At 40.3% G+C, this 17,209-nt stretch carries 15 protein-coding genes; 11 read left to right on the forward strand and 4 right to left on the reverse strand.

Annotation, left to right across the window (positions count from 1 at the left end):
- Positions 1-37: 37 nt before the first annotated feature.
- Positions 38-2,461 (reverse strand): alpha-ketoacid dehydrogenase subunit alpha/beta, encoded by a 2,424-nt coding sequence (locus BM192_RS08310; protein WP_051760185.1) that lies wholly within the window; start codon positions 2,459-2,461, stop codon positions 38-40.
- 187 nt (positions 2,462-2,648) lie between these two features.
- Here BM192_RS08310 and BM192_RS08315 point away from each other — a divergent pair, with 187 nt between their 5' ends.
- The 7 genes from BM192_RS08315 (at position 2,649) to BM192_RS08345 (ending at position 11,137) form a co-directional block, all read left to right on the forward strand.
- Positions 2,649-3,035 (forward strand): DUF1573 domain-containing protein, encoded by a 387-nt coding sequence (locus tag BM192_RS08315; RefSeq protein WP_037443750.1) that lies wholly within the window; start codon positions 2,649-2,651, stop codon positions 3,033-3,035.
- 65 nt (positions 3,036-3,100) lie between these two features.
- Complete coding sequence (locus tag BM192_RS08320; RefSeq protein ID WP_037443753.1) at positions 3,101-4,291, forward strand: pyridoxal phosphate-dependent aminotransferase; 1,191 nt, start codon at positions 3,101-3,103, stop codon at positions 4,289-4,291.
- 40 nt (positions 4,292-4,331) lie between these two features.
- Positions 4,332-4,775 carry an SRPBCC family protein gene (locus tag BM192_RS08325; RefSeq protein WP_081857556.1) on the forward strand — a complete coding sequence of 148 codons (444 nt, stop codon included), beginning with the start codon at positions 4,332-4,334 and terminating at the stop codon, positions 4,773-4,775.
- A gap of 433 nt (positions 4,776-5,208) precedes the next feature.
- Positions 5,209-5,769, forward strand: coding sequence for a Crp/Fnr family transcriptional regulator (locus BM192_RS08330; protein ID WP_037443755.1), 561 nt, complete (start codon positions 5,209-5,211; stop codon positions 5,767-5,769).
- Between the two features lie 98 nt (positions 5,770-5,867).
- Positions 5,868-7,058: a calcium:cation antiporter gene (locus BM192_RS08335; RefSeq protein ID WP_074963951.1), complete on the forward strand. Its 1,191-nt coding sequence runs from the start codon at positions 5,868-5,870 to the stop codon at positions 7,056-7,058.
- 162 nt (positions 7,059-7,220) lie between these two features.
- Complete coding sequence (locus BM192_RS08340) at positions 7,221-9,188, forward strand: glycoside hydrolase family 97 protein (protein ID WP_037443757.1); 1,968 nt, start codon at positions 7,221-7,223, stop codon at positions 9,186-9,188.
- A gap of 26 nt (positions 9,189-9,214) precedes the next feature.
- The gene (locus BM192_RS08345; RefSeq protein WP_201771410.1) at positions 9,215-11,137 is read left to right on the forward strand and encodes a glycoside hydrolase family 43 protein; all 1,923 of its coding nucleotides are present in this window, start codon (positions 9,215-9,217) and stop codon (positions 11,135-11,137) included.
- 5 nt (positions 11,138-11,142) lie between these two features.
- Here BM192_RS08345 and BM192_RS08350 read toward each other — a convergent pair whose 3' ends face one another.
- Positions 11,143-12,078, reverse strand: coding sequence for a proline dehydrogenase family protein (locus BM192_RS08350; RefSeq protein ID WP_037443761.1), 936 nt, complete (start codon positions 12,076-12,078; stop codon positions 11,143-11,145).
- Between the two features lie 135 nt (positions 12,079-12,213).
- On the opposite strand from BM192_RS08350, the gene BM192_RS08355 reads away from it, so the two are divergent.
- From BM192_RS08355 to BM192_RS08375, 4 genes are all read left to right on the forward strand, one after another.
- On the forward strand, positions 12,214-12,540 hold the full coding sequence (locus BM192_RS08355; RefSeq protein WP_139218419.1) for a hypothetical protein: 327 nt from the start codon (positions 12,214-12,216) through the stop codon (positions 12,538-12,540).
- Positions 12,533-13,042 (forward strand): helix-turn-helix domain-containing protein, encoded by a 510-nt coding sequence (locus BM192_RS08360; RefSeq protein ID WP_037443767.1) that lies wholly within the window; start codon positions 12,533-12,535, stop codon positions 13,040-13,042. Before BM192_RS08355 ends, BM192_RS08360 begins: the two co-directional genes overlap by 8 nt.
- Before the next feature lie 45 nt (positions 13,043-13,087).
- The gene (locus tag BM192_RS08365; RefSeq protein ID WP_037443769.1) at positions 13,088-14,308 is read left to right on the forward strand and encodes a serine hydrolase domain-containing protein; all 1,221 of its coding nucleotides are present in this window, start codon (positions 13,088-13,090) and stop codon (positions 14,306-14,308) included.
- A 676-nt stretch (positions 14,309-14,984) separates the two neighbouring features.
- Positions 14,985-15,581 (forward strand): hypothetical protein, encoded by a 597-nt coding sequence (locus tag BM192_RS08375; RefSeq protein ID WP_037443777.1) that lies wholly within the window; start codon positions 14,985-14,987, stop codon positions 15,579-15,581.
- A 44-nt stretch (positions 15,582-15,625) separates the two neighbouring features.
- On the opposite strand, the gene BM192_RS08380 is transcribed toward BM192_RS08375, so the two are convergent.
- Positions 15,626-15,862, reverse strand: coding sequence for a hypothetical protein (locus tag BM192_RS08380; protein ID WP_037443780.1), 237 nt, complete (start codon positions 15,860-15,862; stop codon positions 15,626-15,628).
- Positions 15,859-17,205, reverse strand: coding sequence for a PepSY-associated TM helix domain-containing protein (locus tag BM192_RS08385; RefSeq protein ID WP_051760187.1), 1,347 nt, complete (start codon positions 17,203-17,205; stop codon positions 15,859-15,861). The genes BM192_RS08380 and BM192_RS08385 overlap by 4 nt, the downstream gene beginning before the upstream one ends.
- Positions 17,206-17,209: the final 4 nt, after the last annotated feature.

Here is a 17,209-nt window from a genome sequence, read left to right on the forward strand (position 1 = left end):
GCCTACTGGTTTTAAATATCAATTGAATACCCTGTTATTAATAAATAGCAGGGTATTTTTGTTGGTTATGTTTATTCAGCATCCCATAAATAGTTTCTACCACGTCATCCACGGAAGGTTTTGTGAAATAATCACCGTCAGAACCATAAGGCGGACGGTGGGCTTTTGCTGTTAAAGTCTGTGGTTGTGCATCCAGATAATAATATCCGCCCTGCTGTTCCATAATCTGCTGTAGAATATAGGCAGACGCTCCTCCTGGTACGTCTTCATCAACAACCAGTAATTTATTTGTTTTCTGAAGAGAAGCCAGGCATACTTGTTCCTGATCGAAAGGAAGTAAAGTCTGCGGATCAATAATCTCTACCGAGATCCCCATTTTCAGTAATTCCTCAGCAGCTTCTTCTACCACTCTGAGCGTTGAACCATAAGAAACGACAGTAATATCGGTTCCGGTTCTAATCACTTCGGCCTGGCCTAAGGGAACTGTATATTCACCAACATTATCAGGCATCATTTCTTTCAGTCTGTAACCATTCAGACACTCAATAACCAAAGCAGGTTCATCTGAACGGAAAAGTGTATTATACATACCGGCTGCCTGCGTCATATTACGCGGTACGCAGATATGCAGGCCTCTCAACGAACCGAGAATCATTGCAATAGGTGATCCTGAATGCCATACCCCTTCCAGACGATGTCCGCGGGTACGGATAATTACAGGAGATTTCTGTCCGCCTTTAGTCCGGTAAGACAGGCTGGCCAGATCATCACTTAAAATATTAATCGCATAAAGCAGGTAATCCAGATATTGTATTTCCGCTATAGGTTTTAAGCCCCTTAATCCAAGGCCTATTCCCTGCCCTACAATGGTCATTTCCCTGATTCCGGTGTCAGTGACCCGTAACTCTCCGAATTTAGCCTGAAGACCTGCAAATCCTTGATTTACGTCACCGATGCTACCCAGATCCTCTCCGAACGCAACCAATCTCGGATCGCGTCTGAAATTGGCATCAAAGCAGGCATTCAGTAATTCTCTGCCATCGATCATTTTACTGTTTTCATGATAGCTTGCCGCCTCATTTTTAACGTGTATATGAGATTCCACACCATCTGTAAATAACCTGGAGTTATATCTTTCCGCATTGGCTGTTTTTTCTTCCTGATACCAGCTCAACAGTGCATTTCTTTCTTCGCTTTCTATGCTCAATGTTAAACGTAATGCTTTTCTGACGGCAGAAATAACCTCTTTTCGTTGCGCATCCGGCGTTGCGGCCAGATTAGCAGATAACTTTTTGAGTAAAGGATTGGAAACAGCAAGCGCATTGATCAAAGCAATCGCCTGGTCTTTTTCGACTTTAATATCGTTCAAGAACTCATTCCATGCTTCTTTCTGCGCTTCACGCACCATTTTCTTGGCCGTATCTTCCAGTGCTGATAGTTCTTCCTCCGTTACTATCGCCGATTCCAGCATCCAGATACGCATCTGGCGGATACAGTCAAATTCTTTCTCCCATTCCAAACGTGCTTTACTTTTATAACGTTCATGCGAGCCAGAAGTCGAATGACCCTGTGGCTGTGTCACTTCTGTAACATGGATTAGTACCGGAACATGCTCCTCCCTGCAAACTTTTATTGCCTGCTGGTATGTTTCGCATAAGGCGGGGTAATCCCAGCCACGGACTTTATAGATTTCGAAACCAGCGTTGTCTTCGTCGCGCTGGAATCCCTTCAGTATTTCAGATATATCTTCCTTAGTGGTCTGATATTTAGCAGGAACAGAAATTCCGTAAGCATCATCCCAGACGGACATAGCCATCGGGATCTGCAATACACCAGCTGCGTTAATCGCTTCAAAAAAGACCCCTTCAGAAGTCGAAGCATTCCCTATAGTTCCAAAAGCTACCTCATTTCCTTCTACAGAAAAGTTTTTAAGATAATTTAACTCCGGATTCTGGCGATATAGTTTAGAAGCATAAGCTAAGCCAACTAATCTGGCCATTTGTCCACCCGTGGGAGCGATATCTGAGGATGAATTTTTCATAGCCGTCAGATCCTTCCAGGAACCATCTTCATTTAAAGAACGTGTTGCAAAATGGCAATTCATCTGTCTGCCCGCCGAAGCCGGATCGGCCTCCACGTTAGGATTAGCATATAATTGAGCGAAAAATTCCTTAATGGTACAAATACCTGTGGCAAATGCGAAAGTCTGGTCACGGTAATACCCCGATCTCCAGTCTCCATTTTGAAATGCTTTGGCCATGGCAATCTGCGGAAGTTCTTTCCCGTCACCAAAAATGCCAAATTTTGCCTTACCTGTTAAAACCTCCTTACGGCCTAGTAAACTGGCTTGCCTACTTTCAAATGCGATCTTATAATCAGCGATCACAATAGTTTTAAAGTCGTCAAAACTTAATTCTGAAGCATCAATAGGGTTCGTGGTAAGTTTGTCATTTAGCATCATAAGCACAAAAGTTTATTGGGCAAAGATACTAATTTTCTAAATTACGTCCCGATACCGAACGTAATTTATATATTCCTTCAGCCAATTGGAAATCTGAATGAAAAGACTAAATTTGTTCAAAACGGGGTTAAATCAATGGTGATCAATCCCGTAAATATTTACTACTGAATTTTAAATTAACACATAAATGAAAAAGCTAATCGTATTATTAACCTTCGTATTGGGTGTCAGTACTGCAACTTTTGCACAGAGCAAACCAGCAGAATTTAAATTTGAAAAAGAAACGCACGATTTTGGAAAAATCTCTATGGCGAGCCCTGCAACCGTAGAATTTAAGTTTACCAACATTGGAGATCAGCCATTGATTTTAACTAAAGTTGAGTCTACATGTGGGTGTACAGTTCCTGATTATACTAAAACTCCAATAAAAAAGGGTGAGACCGGAACCATTAAAGTTACCTATACACCAGCAGGCTCTCCTTTACCGTTCAGCAAGAGCGTAACAATTTCTTCCAATGCTAAAACGCCGGTAAAAGTCTTATATATTAAAGGCGAAACTGTCGCTGGAAAGTAATTTAAGTCATTTATAATTTATTCAATTAAACCTCGTTAATTAACGAGGTTTTTTATTTTTGTAACATGCCACATATCTCAGAAAAAGGGTTGCAAATGCCCGCTTCGCCAATCAGGAAACTTACTCCATTTGCTGATCAGGCAAAAAAAGAAGGAAAAAAAGTTTATCACTTAAATATCGGCCAACCTGACATTGCCACGCCGGAAGGTATGCTGAATGCCATTAAAAATATAGATTTCAACGTCTGGGCTTATACTGCATCTGAAGGAACCCTTTCTTACCGAACCAAGCTGACGGAATATTATAACAAATTAGGCTATAATATTACTCCGGATAATATCCTGGTTACAGTTGGTGGTTCTGAAGCAATTACTATTGCCATGCAAACTTGTGTAAATGAAGGTGACGAGATTATTATACCTGAACCATTTTACGCTAATTACAATGGCTTCGCCTGTATGAGTAATGTAGTAGTTAAACCTATATTGTCCTACATAGAGAACGGATTTGCATTACCTCCGATAGCCGAATTTGAAAAATTAATAACAGCTAAAACCAAAGCGATTATTATCTGTAATCCAAATAATCCAACAGGTTACCTTTATTCGAGAGAAGAGCTGGAAGCATTAAAGGAACTCTGTCTTAAATATGATTTATTCCTGTTTTCTGATGAAGCCTACCGTGAATTCTGTTATGACGGAAGGGAGTTTATCTCGCCGATGCATCTGGAAGGGCTGGACGAAAATGTGGTAATTATGGATACAGTATCTAAAAGATACAGTGCCTGTGGTGCAAGATTAGGTTGTTTAATTACAAAAAACAAGGCAGTTATACAATCTGGACTAAAATTTGCGCAAGCAAGACTCAGTCCGGGTATGGTTGAACAGATTGCCGGAACCGCAGCCGTAGACACACCAGACAGTTACTTCGAAGAAGTTAACAAAGAATATACTTTAAGACGCGATACTTTAGTAAAACGCCTTAACGCTATAGATGGTGTATTTTGCCCGAATCCAGGTGGAGCATTCTACGTAGTTGCCTCTTTACCGATTGACGACTCTGATAAATTTTGTCAGTGGATTCTTGAAAATTTTGAGTACAAAGGCGCCACTGTGATGATGGCACCGGCGACAGGCTTCTATTCAAGTCCTGGTTCAGGAAAGAACGAGGTGAGAATGGCCTATGTATTGAATACTGATGATCTGAATAATGCGATGGATTGTTTAGAAGAAGCATTGAAACAATATCAAGCATAATTGAATAAGTATAAAGGGATTTTCCCAAGCCAAATTAAATATGATGAATAAGAATTCTTTAATAACTGAAACCGTAGTCTATGCGTCCCCGATTGAATTATGGAAGTTAATTACAGACCGGGATGCCATGAAAATCTGGTACTTCGATATTCCTGACTTTAGTCTGGTTGAGGGTACTAATTTTACTTTTAAAGGCAAAGGTGAAGGAGAGAAATATCTCCACAAAGGTGTAATTCTGGATGTTGTGCCATTGTACCGGCTAACATATTCATGGGGATATAAAGAATATCCTGGTGAATCGGAGGTTACATTTCAGCTCAATTCGGTTGGAAAAAACAAAACCCGCGTTACTATCATTCACAGCGGTATTGAAAGTTTCCCTGATGGTGACCCTAATTTTTCAAGGGAGAGTTTCACTGCAGGCTGGAATTCTATCTTAAACGAATCACTTAAGCCATACGCAGAAGGTACAAAGACAGCTTAAAAAAAACAGGCTAAATAAATAGTATAACCAGGTAGTATCGTAACAGAACTACCTGGTTTTTTTTGTTTAAACCAAAAGCCAAGTCGCTGAACAGATAATTATCCTTATACGACAATGCATCTGGTGTGTTAGTCGTATTCACTTTAAATCCTCTTCGAACTTCCTCCGTTATTTCTTCGATTCCGATTGAAGGAACAACGAAGGAAGTCCGAAGGAAGTCCGAACAAAGTGTGTCTGAAATGTTGACAACACCAACACATAACCAGATTAACTTTAAGTTAACTTCAAGCTAAGATTAATTATCTTATTCAAGAGATAAGAGTGCTTTCAATTCCCCTTTTTATAAAGTAGTCCTTGATTTTTTATCTTAATTTGTATTGTGGTTATGATCACCTGTTTTCGACCATAGAGAAAAAATTAAAAAATGAGCTGAATGAAGATAGATGAAATTATAGAGCAGATCCATAACATTCCTGCCAATGCCAAGGCCACATTAAAAGATAATATTTCTGAAATCGCCCATCCTAAAAACCATATTCTGTTAAGAGCTGACAAAATCGAAACCAGTATCTACTTTATAAAAAAAGGGATTGTGAGGGCATTCGCGCCACAAAAAGAAATGGATATCACCTTTTGGTTTGGTGAAGAAGGAGAAACAATTCTATCGATGCGGAGTTACGTGGAACGCAAAAGAAGTTATGAAAATGTCGAGCTTCTGGAAGATTGCGAGCTCTATGAATTGAAGATAGACCGTTTAAATGAGCTCTATAACCGGGATATAAACATCGCTAACTGGGGAAGAAAACTGGCCGAAAAAGAACTGCTGAAACTAGAAAGCAGATTTGTATCAACAGCGTTATTATCTGCTAAAGAACGTTATGATGGACTAATGGCAGACTCACCCAGCCTCATTCAACGTGCTCCACTAAAGTATATAGCTTCCTATCTTGGTATTACACCCGTAAGCTTAAGCCGGATTCGCAAAGAGAAATAGTCATCGTCACAAACTACTATTTATCATAGGATAATTTTGCTTTGATTAATTCTTGATATTTTTGCGCTGTTTATTAATAGTTTAAACAGAAATAAATTATGTCAGGTAGTAAAATAAAAAACACCTTATCAATAGCAGAAATCATCCCTGCAAAGACCCGGTTTAAATTAATCGCAATATGGTTAATTGTAGGGCTTTTCACGGTGTTTGGCCATTCTTTACTAGGCGAATCTATGTCTTCTACTACGGCAGTAATAGCTTTCCTGATCCTCCTTCTGACGATTGTAGGAGCTGCCTTTGGTGTTGTAAAAGAAGCCGATGAGCTAGCTCATAAACTCGGCGAACCGTACGGCACATTAATATTAACACTTTCTATTGTTTCCATTGAAGTCATTCTGATTTCGGCAGTTATGCTTGGCCCCGGAGAATTCCCGACGATTGGTAAGGATTCTATATTTTCAGTGATGATGATTATTATGAACCTGGTTATCGGACTATGTATTCTGTTAGGTGGGCTAAAATATGGAGAACAGGAGTACAATGCACAGGGCGCAATGTCTTACCTCGGGATGATTATCATGCTGGGAAGTATCGGGATGATGCTCCCAAATTTCATAGAGGGGGCCGGAAATGGAATTTTCAGCAATACACAGGCCATCGTTCTTTCTTCGTTGATTATTATTTTATATGGATTTTTCCTCCTGTTGCAGATGAAGGGATACAGGCATCTCTATATACAGCCCCAAAAAGGAAAGATGGAGATCCCTTTTGCTGAGCGGAATAGTGATCTGCTTACGGTTACAGGCCCTGTAGATGATCCTTCCAAAAGTAATAAAAACGAGATCATTATCCGTTCTGCCGTTTTGATCGTAACAATATTACCAATTGTTCTGCTCTCGCATAATATGGCTACAGTGGTTGACTACGGAATTAAAGCCGCCAATCTACCACCTTTATTGGGCGGCGTTTTAATTGCAATTATCGTATTCACTCCGGAATCCATGACAGCGGTTAAAGCCGCACTTAACAACGAATTTCAGCGTGCCATCAATCTTTGCCACGGAGCTTTTGTTTCCACTGTTGGGCTAACAGTTCCTTCTGTCCTTATCGTCGGACTGATCACAGGTAAAACAGTATTATTCGGGCTTACAGCTACAGAAATGATCCTGTTTATTATCACTTTGTTATTAAGCCTGATGACCTTTCTAGGCAAAAGAACAACGCCAATGGTAGGCATCATGCACCTCGTGCTGTTTCTAGTCTTTATTATGCTGATTTTCAATCCTTAAGGATAAGATCTTAGCCGGATCAGGTTTTTTAGGCAAAAAGAAGCGAAGTGTTTTTTACCTGTTCGTATCATTTCATGTTTTTTAAATGTCTTTTCTACGTTTAAAAAATAATGCTTACTTTGAGGCCCAACTAACCAAATATCTAAACAGCTGATCTTGCTTATGTCCCCTATCAGGAGTATTATTTACGTATTTATATTATCATTCTGCTTTTCCAAATCTTCTGCTCAGGATCTCCATATTTCCAGCCCGGATAAAAAACTGACCGTCAAATTATCCTTAGACCAGGGCAAACTGTATTATAATGTGCTTCTGCAAGAAAATGAAATGCTGGAAAAGTCCCCTTTAGGGTTGCGCGGCAGTCAGGTAGATTTGTCTTCAAATCTTCGTCTGATCAGCAGCAATTCAAAACGGATTGATCAGACCTATTCGGAACCAAAAATTAAAATAAGTACCGTTAGGTATCAGGCCAATGAACTGATCTGTAAATTCGAAAATCCAAATAAACAGCAATTAGAGGTAGTCTTTCGGGTAAGCAATAATGATATTGCTTTCCGCTATCAAGTTCCGCAAACAGGTGAACCTGCCAATTTAACTATTGAAGAAGAACTAACCGGATATAAGTTCCCTTTGGCAACCACAACTTTTTTAACTCCACAAGCCTCTCCCATGATTGGCTGGATGAAAACGAAACCCAGCTATGAAGAAGAATACATACCAGATCAGGCGATGGGCGTTCCTTCGAAATATGGCGTAGGATATACCTTCCCAGCCCTTTTTCATGTTGGCGATAAGGGTTGGATTTTACTCTCAGAAACTGGTGTAAATGCACTCTACTGCGGCTCGAAATTGAGCGAAGGAACCAAAGACGGGATGTATAAATTAGCCTTTCCCGAAACTGGCGAAAACAACGGAATCGGGAGTGCAAACCCCACTATGGCTTTGCCCGGCGCCACGCCATGGCGAACCCTCACTGTAGGGAATAACCTTAAGCCAATTGTCGAAACAACTATACCTTTTGACGTGGTTGAGCCTCAGTATAAAGCGTCTAAAGAATACTCATTCGGTAGGTCAACCTGGAGCTGGTTATTGTGGCAGGACGACAGTATTAACCTTGATGACCAAAAGAAGTTTGTCGATCTCTCAGCCAATATGGGCTACGAGTTTGTTTTGGTTGACAACTGGTGGGATACAAAAATAGGCCGTGATAAAATAGAGCAACTGGTAGCGTATGGCAAAGATAAAAATGTGGGCGTATGCCTTTGGTACAATTCAAATGGCTTTTGGAATGACGCGCCGCAAGGGCCAAAAAACGGAATGAATACCGCTGTTGCAAGGAAGCGTGAGATGGCCTGGATGCAGCGTATAGGCATAAAAGGTATCAAGGTAGATTTTTTCGGCGGCGACAAGCAGGAAACGATGAAGTTGTACGAGGATATTCTATCGGATGCAAACACTTATGGACTCACCGTTATTTTTCATGGTTGTACCCTGCCGCGTGGCTGGGAAAGGATGTACCCCAATTTTGTGGGAAGTGAAGCTGTACTGGCATCTGAAAACCTAATTTTCACCCAGCAGGCAAATGATGCAGAGGCATTTAATGCAAGTTTACACCCCTTCATACGTAATGCTGTGGGGTCAATGGACTTTGGTCCTGTCCTGCTGAACAAACGTCATAACCGGGAAAATAATGGAGGAACCATCAGGAAGACCAGTGAAACCTTTCAATTGGCAACAGCTGTCTTATTTCAAACCCCTGTGCAGAATTTCGGTATAACGCCTAATAATCTGAACGATATATCAACTCATGTGATAGATTTCATGAAACAGGTTCCAACAACCTGGGACGAGACGGTATTTGTTGACGGTTATCCGGGAAAATATTGTGTATTGGCGAGACGCCATGGAGAAACCTGGTACATCGCAGCCATCAACGCAGAAGAGAAGGAAAAAACAATAACGGTTTCTTTACCTATGTTATCTGATAAAATGATTACGCTATACTCGGACAAGAGTGACAAGCAGCCACAAATAAAAAAGGTAAATCTTCAAAAGAACAAGCAAATAACGCTTAAATTACTATCTGGCGGAGGTGCTGTTATTACCGGAAAACAGATAACAGGTTTATAAATTTTAATTAAAAACTTCAGTACTTCATGATGAAAAAATTTCTACGTCCGCGGTTGATCCTTCTTGCCTTTTTAAAAATAGCCTTTATCAGTAACTCATTCAGTCAGGTTTATAAATCCGGGCCGGCCGATAAGGATTTTGCTGGTTATTTGTTCGCCTACTTTAAAGGGAATGACGTTAAAGATGAGTCTGTCTGTTTTGCCATCAGTACTGATGGTTACAATTACCGCGCATTAAATAATAATGAGCCAATTATTGATTCCAAGCTAATCAGCTCTACCGGCGGCGTTCGTGACCCACATATACTTCGCGCAGAGGATGGGAGGTCGTTCTATATGGTACTGACAGATATGACTTCCTCAAAAGGATGGGATTCTAACCGGGCCCTCATCCTGATGAAATCTAATGATCTGGTGAACTGGAAACATACAGTTATCAATATACAACAACGTTATAAAGGGCAAGAAGACCTGAAACGTGTTTGGGCACCGCAAACGATATTCGATCCCGCAGCAAAAAAATATATGGTCTACTGGTCTATGCAGCATGGCGCAGGTCCGGATATAATCTATTATGCTTACGTAAACAGTGATTTTACGGACTTCGAATCAGAACCCAGAGTACTGTTCAATCCAAAAAACGGCAAATCCTGTATCGATGGTGACATTATTAACAAAAATGGATTGTTTTATTTGTTTTATAAAACTGAAGGGCACGGAAACGGGATAAAACTGGCACTTACCGATTCCCTGACTTCCGGAAAATGGATTGAACAAGAAGGATACAAACAGCAGACGAAAGATGCAGTGGAAGGCTCCAGCGTGTTTAAGCTAAACAATTCCGACAAATACATCCTCATGTATGATGTGTATGGTAAAGGAAAATATCAGTTTTGTGAAAGCTACGATCTGGATAAATTCAAAGTGATAGATCATGAGGTGAAGATGGATTTTCATCCGCGGCACGGAACAATTATTCCGGTCTCCCGTCAGGAATTGAAAAACCTGACAAATCGCTGGGGCATACCAATAGACATGGAACTGACGCTTAAAACCAACCCGGTGCTTGACGGTTTCTATGCTGACCCGGATGTATTATACTCCAATAAAACCAAGAAATACTATATCTATCCAACCAGCGATGGTTTTGACGGCTGGGGAGGCACTTACTTTAAAACTTTCTCCTCTCCGGATCTGAAGAATTGGACCGATGAAGGCGTGATTCTTGATTTGAAGAAAGATGTGAGCTGGGCAGACCGTAACGCCTGGGCACCGACGATTGCAGAAAAAAAGATTAATGGTGTTTATAAATACTACTATTACTTCACAGCTGCTCAAAAGATCGGAGTTGCCGTTTCTGAGCAGCCAACAGGTCCATTTACAGATTCGGGAAAACCGCTGGTCAGCACTAAACCCAATGGTGTAAAAGAAGGACAGGAAATTGATCCGGCTGTATTTATCGACCCCAAAACAGGCAAAAGTTATCTGTATTGGGGAAATGGATATCTTGCCGTAGCCGAACTGAATAAAGATATGATCTCTCTGAAAAAGAATACAACCAAAGTACTTCAGACTGATGAGACATTCCGAGAAGGATGCTATGTATTTTACCGCAAAGGAACCTATTATTTCCTTTGGTCAGAAGAGGATACCCGCAGTGAGAATTACCGCGTGCGTTATGGAACCTCCAACTCCGCAACCGGGCCGATAGAGATTCGCGAAAATAATTTAATTCTTCAAAAGGATCCTTCCCAGGGTATTTACGGTACAGGGCATAACTCTGTATTGCAAATTCCCGGGAAAGATGAATGGTATATGGTTTACCATAGGTTTAGCTATCCGGATGGCATAAATATGGGTGATGCGGCAGGATTCAATCGTGAGGTTTGTATAGATCGCATGTATTTTGATGAAAAAGGAAATATCATACCTGTAAAACCTACGCATTAAATCATTTATTGTACAACGTCGTTTAAGGCTTGAAATATGCTCATCGGGTATTCTGCTATTCTATTGCATAGATATAAGTACCACTCCTTTCCGTAAACAAAATAAAGCTTCGTCTGATAACCTTCGTCCTTGAGCGAATAGAGCTGGTCATTGCAGATACCAAATAGACTTTCGAACTCATAGTTTTCTTTTGAAGGGTTATGTTTCTGAATTAGTAATTTCGCAGCTGACTGTATTTTTTTGTCATGTGTGGCAATCGAACATTTATGATTTTCTGCAAGTAACTGCGCAATATAATCCAGATAGACGTCATCAAGTTTTTCACCTCGGGACATAGAAAGTCCATTAGCAGTCTCAAATGCACCCTTTACGATTCTTATTCTTCCTGTCTCTTTTCTAATCTCTGCAAAATCATCTTTCGTTCGATATAGATATGCCTGCAGGGTTATAGCGAGATTATCATAATTTTTAATTGCTTTTTTATAGGTTTCGAGAATATCGTCTGTCCTTTCAGTTCCTTCTGCACTTATAATAATTTCAATGCCTGATTTAGAGGCTTCATTACAAATAGCGTTTAAATTATTTAAGCAGAGTTCTTTTGAAACCGCTAACCCTATATGAGATAGATCAAGAGACACGGTAGCATTTAAATGCTGCAATCTTATTTGTTCACAGATATGAATAAACTCTTTAGTAGCATTGTTTGATTCCTGTTCCGTCCTGGTACTTTCACCCATAAATTCGATAGAGGCTTTCAGGTTATCTAAAGCTTTGACTTTAACAATAGTCTCCTCCAAATTTTCTCCGCCGATATATCTATTGGCCGCCTTCTTGAAAAGCTGGAACAGGACCGGGTTAGCCAATATATACGCTTTCGAATCTTCATTTAATGCTGCAGTTCTTAATGCCTGGGAACCGATCTGCAATAGGTGTTTATCCATTATGATTTTTATTATTGGTAAATAGCAATGATAGCATTTTACCTTGTATACTCATTTCAACTGAAAGTAAAATTATGTTTTTCTAATTCCAGCATATTTTTTATTAATATTGATTACTGTAAGAACAGGCTAAAAATGAGTGGGTTTTATAAAGAAGCAGCAGCTGATGATCGTTATAAAAAATATGTTCAGAAATTCTGGATATTAGACAATAGCCACAATTCATTAACTAAACCTGCCGGCTATGCACTACCTAATGGCTGCTGTACAATTGTGTTCGTCACCGGTAACGGGGTCTTACTGAATTTAGCCGGTAAACCGGTTGAATTACCGGCCGGTGTGTATCTTTCAGGCCAGATAACTAAACGCACAAGTATCTCAGTAAAGCCTTTTTCCAAGGCAATCATGGCACAAGTAAAGCCCTGGTTACCTCCCCGTCATATCCAATATCTCTATGGATGAGCTGGTTGACAATATAGTGAGTCTGGATACATTCAATCCTTTTTTTAACCAGCGGCTTACAGATCTTAACTTGGCAGACGATAGATCTGTAATCCAGGCCGTGTATAAGATTTTGGATACATGCCTGCATGTAGATGCCGATACTCATTTTATTCAATGGGCGTATAAAAAACTGAGTGCGAGTGCATCACCGGCAAGCATCGCCGATATAGCCTCCGCCTCCGGGTATTCACAAAGACGTGTAGAGCAAAAGTTTAAAATGCTGATCGGTCTTACCGCTAAAGAAATTCAGTCTATTTTACAGCTCAGGAAATTGATAGATGATTTGAGTAATCCTGTTTACAACCGTCACCTGGGTGCACTCGCCCTCCAGCATGGATATTACGATCAATCTCATTTTATCAGATCATATCAGCGTATTATTAAAGAATCGCCTTCTCAATTTAATGCAAATGAATACCTGTTGCCATTTTCCGGACATTTCGATTTTTTACAATTATAACAACTTCCTCTCTGCTAATTTTGCGACCTGAAAAGATTAATCATTATGAAAAGATGGAAACATGTTATTATTATTGGATGCACATTGCTTTCTGTTTACACGCCAGATGCTCGCGGACAGTCCGGATTTGACCCACTCACCAAGGCACTGGAACAGATAGTCAAAAAAGACAGTCTAACAGGAATGTCGGTGGTCCTGGTCAATTCAAAAGAAATGATCTACGAACACAATTTTGGCTATGCTGATGTAGCGAAAAAAACCAGGTACACTTCGCAAAGCGTACAAATAATTGGTTCTGTAAGTAAAACTTTTATCGCTGTCGCCTTGATGAAAGCAGTTGAGCTGGGCTATTTTGAGTTAGAAACTAATATTAACGAGATAGTCCCTTTTAAGGTTGCAAACCCCAGTTATCAAATGGCCGGCATTACGGTAAGGGAGTTAAGTAACCATACCTCCAGCATCGTAGACAATCCTTCTATTCTTCCTGACACCTATCAATTTGATGAAGCATTTGCAGATTATGATGTTTCTGCTTACAAAATATTGCAAGGTATGGGTTATCGTAAGAAGGTTGCCCCCTGCTCGCTCAAGACCTTTTTATATGAATACCTTTCTGCAGATGGAAAATATTACAGCGCTGACAATTTCGTTAGCAGCGAGCCGGGCAGCTCATCACATTACAGCAATATCGCATCTGCACTTGCAGCGTACCTGATCGAGGTTAAATCGGGAATGACTTACGCCAGCTTTACAGAAAAATATATCTTAAAACCGCTTAAGATGCGAAATTCAAGTTGGTTTTTAGACGCGCGGCAAAAAGACAAATACGCCAAACACTATTATGATCTTGTAAGGTCATTCCCGTTTTACCAATGTATCACTTACCCTGACGGCGGACTCAGAACGAACACTGCCGACTTAAGCAAATACTTGATAGCTATGATCAACGGCTATAATGGAGATCAGACTATTTTAAGCAAAGCGTCATACCAAACGATGTTTAAGCCACAGTTCTCCAAAGAACATCCACCTAAAGGGATTAGCCTGGCTCATAGAAATAAAGGAATCTTCTGGAACCTCTATAACAACGGCACTATTGGCCATGACGGAGACGACCCCGGCGTAAGTTCTTTCCTTTTCTTTAATCCTGCAACCGGCTTGGGTGGAGTCTTTTTGTGCGACCGGTATTTAGCCGACAAATCTGAAATCATCGATTTACTGGTAAAGTATACGAATCACACGTCATTCGTAGAAGTACCTCAGTAAAAGGACCAATGATTATATCTGCAATAATAGTATAGTAAGCTTGCTCTGTTGACATGAATTTATTGCTGTTTTATCAGATCCGGTCTCTCATTCTATAAATTATTTTTAAATTTGAGTGTAGACCAAATATTATGACCCTTTTAAAATGTCCAGATTGTCCGGCCTATAACAGCCGGCTTGCCAAAATATGCGTTGGGTGTAACCGGCCAATTGCAAAAATAAAAAAGCAGGAAGCGGAAGCTAAACGCCGGATGTATCTTATGATAGCATTTGGGTTAGCATTTATTCTCCTTTATTATGCCCGGGAATCGGGCAATCTACAATTGATTATTGATAGCGTTATGAAGCCATAACCTAATTAGTTAAGACCGATTGCTTAATATGTATTTTGGTATTGCAGGAAAAGCATTCATACCTCTTATATGCCTGCCAAAAAATTATGTACTTATAAAAAGCAGACTGTGGAACTCTATTGCTTAACTCACCTTTACCACATTTTGGACATTTAGAATAAGTTTCCTTTTTGTTCACCCAACCGTTATCAAATTTCTCCATACCTATATAACGCTAATCAATTTAATGTTAGTGCCTTTTTTTGAGATCCGAAAAACGAGACCCATAAAAAATCATTGCAGGTCTGGCATATTACGTCGCTTACCGAAGTATAGCAGGCAAAATGGAAGATACTGAAGGCGGAAGATATAAAGACTACAGAATGAATAAAACATTAATCATAAAACACCTTGCATTAGCAACATTGTCGTACTTATTAATGGGATGCAGTGGCAATTCGAATTTACAAAATTCGAAAAATATAGAGACAAACTCATTGGTAAACACGTACATAAAATCTATTCATTCTCAAGGCGTAATTCAGATTTCTGATTCGCCTTGTGGAGCGGTAAATAGAGATTGTTTAAATGAAATATTCACTAAGTATAAATTTGATGTCCCTTTTGAAGAAACATTTCAGGCCCAGGAAACTGATACTGTAGCTTGGACTAAAGCGATAATAGATACCGATTCCGTTAAAATTCTGAATTCTGCGGAGGTGAAATTTATTAAGGAGACACCAACCTTTGGTGGGGACGAAAGCATTGATAAAACATTCTATGTTATTTCAAATCCAATTTTTTCTAAGGATCATCGTTTTGCTATTCTTAATAAGTACTTCTACTGTGGCGGAAGATGCGGCAATGGAAGTGTTCTTATATATGAGAAGAAAGGCGGTGAATGGATCTTAAGGGAAGAAGTTTGTCCTATAGTTTCGTAGTTGATTCAATTTTTTGGTTCAGAGTCAGCTACAGACGGTCGGGGTTAAAGACAAATTGCCACCAATAACACAATGCTATAAAATCCTGTTCCTCCAATTAACAAGTATTTATTGCCGCGTAAGATTCCAATTGTTAAGGCTATAATGCAAATAACCGTTGCCCATAGGGGAGAATTATAATCCCCTTTTGCCAACAGGTAAATGAAGTGAGAAAGCGCGATATTACCCGCAATAAGCGCAACGGGTATCAATGTCTGCTCAATGATTTTAGCCTCTTTCATATGCCGATAGATTTAGTATTAGAATTTCTTTTTTTGAGTATAGCTACCACAATGACGTAGATGATGTAGCCAAATAAACTGCCATTGACCAGCCAGGCTGCTACAGCAGATGCCTGACGATAACCAATAAACATGCTAATCAGCGCAATCACCACGAGCACAATCAAAATCAACAGGCAATACACAAATGTCGTTTTCCAAGGGCTCATCCGGCGTTGTTGCTTTTTATCAGTACGATAAAGGTAGACCACAAAACCACTGATTGACAAAAATGCACTCGTTAGGCCCAAAACCGTATACACAATCTTTAATCCCAGGCCACCATAGTCTCCAAAATGGAGGGCTTCCTGAACCGAATAAAAGCGTTGACTGAAAGACATTGTCCGCACATCACACTTAAACAGCGGTTTATAGCTCGTCTTTGCCAAAACTAAAGCATTGATATTTTTCTCATATATCTGACCATCAATACTCCCATGTACCTCAATCGTAGACGTACCATCTTCAGAAGCCCTTAGGTAACCAGGTTTCAGGTCAGGAAATTCTTTGCGCAGTACAAGAAAAACCTGATCCCAATGCACTAAGGTTGCGGCATCTGCCTTAGGTTTCATTAGTTTAGGGAAATCATGATCATTGGGTGCTTTGATGTCAAACCACTGCATTAATTTGGGTTGAAGTCCCAACCAGGCTCCTGTACATGCGATTACAAAATTGAAGGCCAATGCACTGATGCCGAGTATCTTGTGCCAGTCGCCCATCAGGATTCGCATTCCTTTGCGCCGCACTTTCGGGTAGGTTTGTTTTTTCATGAACTGCCCATAGATCAGGAAACCCGTCACGGTAACCACGATGAAGGCCACACCAGCAAGGCCGACCAGTTGTCTGCCCCAGAAGCCCTCATACAGGCGCACATGCATCTGCCGGAGGTAATTGGCCAAAGAATTTTGGCGATCCCAACTACCCAGTATTTGATCCTTTACCGGATCTACAAACAAAAAATAGGACTTACTGGAAGCTTTGTCTTTGCCTTTTACAGCAAAACTAAACGTAGCCACGCGACCTGGTTTATCTGGCATATCGATCAGCAAACCGCTCATCTTGGGGTATTGTTTTTTGGCTTCGGCCAATGCCTGGTCTATTTTGAAAAGCTGACCAGGCGCGGGAGTAGCAGCATGAACCGAATAATAACGACTTTGGATCAATCCATCTATCTCCGGGATAAAAACTGCCACAGCACCAGTGAAGCAGAGTATGCCGATCACAATTCCTGCATACAGGCCCGACCAGTGGTGGATCTTCCAGAGGAGTTTATGGTCTTTCTTGTGCTTATTAATCGGTTTCATGTTA

This window comes from Pedobacter antarcticus, assembly GCF_900112985.1.
GTDB classification, from domain to species: Bacteria; Bacteroidota; Bacteroidia; order Sphingobacteriales; family Sphingobacteriaceae; genus Pedobacter; species Pedobacter antarcticus.

Excerpts from the sequence above, each read along its gene's own strand:
- BM192_RS08310 (WP_051760185.1), bottom strand. The coding sequence starts at position 2,461 with ATGATGCTAAATGACAAACTTACCACGAACCCTATTGATGCTTCAGAA.
- BM192_RS08315 (WP_037443750.1), top strand. The coding sequence starts at position 2,649 with ATGAAAAAGCTAATCGTATTATTAACCTTCGTATTGGGTGTCAGTACT.
- BM192_RS08320 (WP_037443753.1), top strand. The coding sequence starts at position 3,101 with ATGCCACATATCTCAGAAAAAGGGTTGCAAATGCCCGCTTCGCCAATC.
- BM192_RS08325 (WP_081857556.1), top strand. The coding sequence starts at position 4,332 with ATGATGAATAAGAATTCTTTAATAACTGAAACCGTAGTCTATGCGTCC.
- BM192_RS08330 (WP_037443755.1), top strand. The coding sequence starts at position 5,209 with ATGAAGATAGATGAAATTATAGAGCAGATCCATAACATTCCTGCCAAT.
- BM192_RS08335 (WP_074963951.1), top strand. The coding sequence starts at position 5,868 with ATGTCAGGTAGTAAAATAAAAAACACCTTATCAATAGCAGAAATCATC.
- BM192_RS08340 (WP_037443757.1), top strand. The coding sequence starts at position 7,221 with ATGTCCCCTATCAGGAGTATTATTTACGTATTTATATTATCATTCTGC.
- BM192_RS08345 (WP_201771410.1), top strand. The coding sequence starts at position 9,215 with ATGATGAAAAAATTTCTACGTCCGCGGTTGATCCTTCTTGCCTTTTTA.
- BM192_RS08350 (WP_037443761.1), bottom strand. The coding sequence starts at position 12,078 with ATGGATAAACACCTATTGCAGATCGGTTCCCAGGCATTAAGAACTGCA.
- BM192_RS08355 (WP_139218419.1), top strand. The coding sequence starts at position 12,214 with ATGAGTGGGTTTTATAAAGAAGCAGCAGCTGATGATCGTTATAAAAAA.
- BM192_RS08360 (WP_037443767.1), top strand. The coding sequence starts at position 12,533 with ATGGATGAGCTGGTTGACAATATAGTGAGTCTGGATACATTCAATCCT.
- BM192_RS08365 (WP_037443769.1), top strand. The coding sequence starts at position 13,088 with ATGAAAAGATGGAAACATGTTATTATTATTGGATGCACATTGCTTTCT.
- BM192_RS08375 (WP_037443777.1), top strand. The coding sequence starts at position 14,985 with ATGGAAGATACTGAAGGCGGAAGATATAAAGACTACAGAATGAATAAA.
- BM192_RS08380 (WP_037443780.1), bottom strand. The coding sequence starts at position 15,862 with ATGAAAGAGGCTAAAATCATTGAGCAGACATTGATACCCGTTGCGCTT.
- BM192_RS08385 (WP_051760187.1), bottom strand. The coding sequence starts at position 17,205 with ATGAAACCGATTAATAAGCACAAGAAAGACCATAAACTCCTCTGGAAG.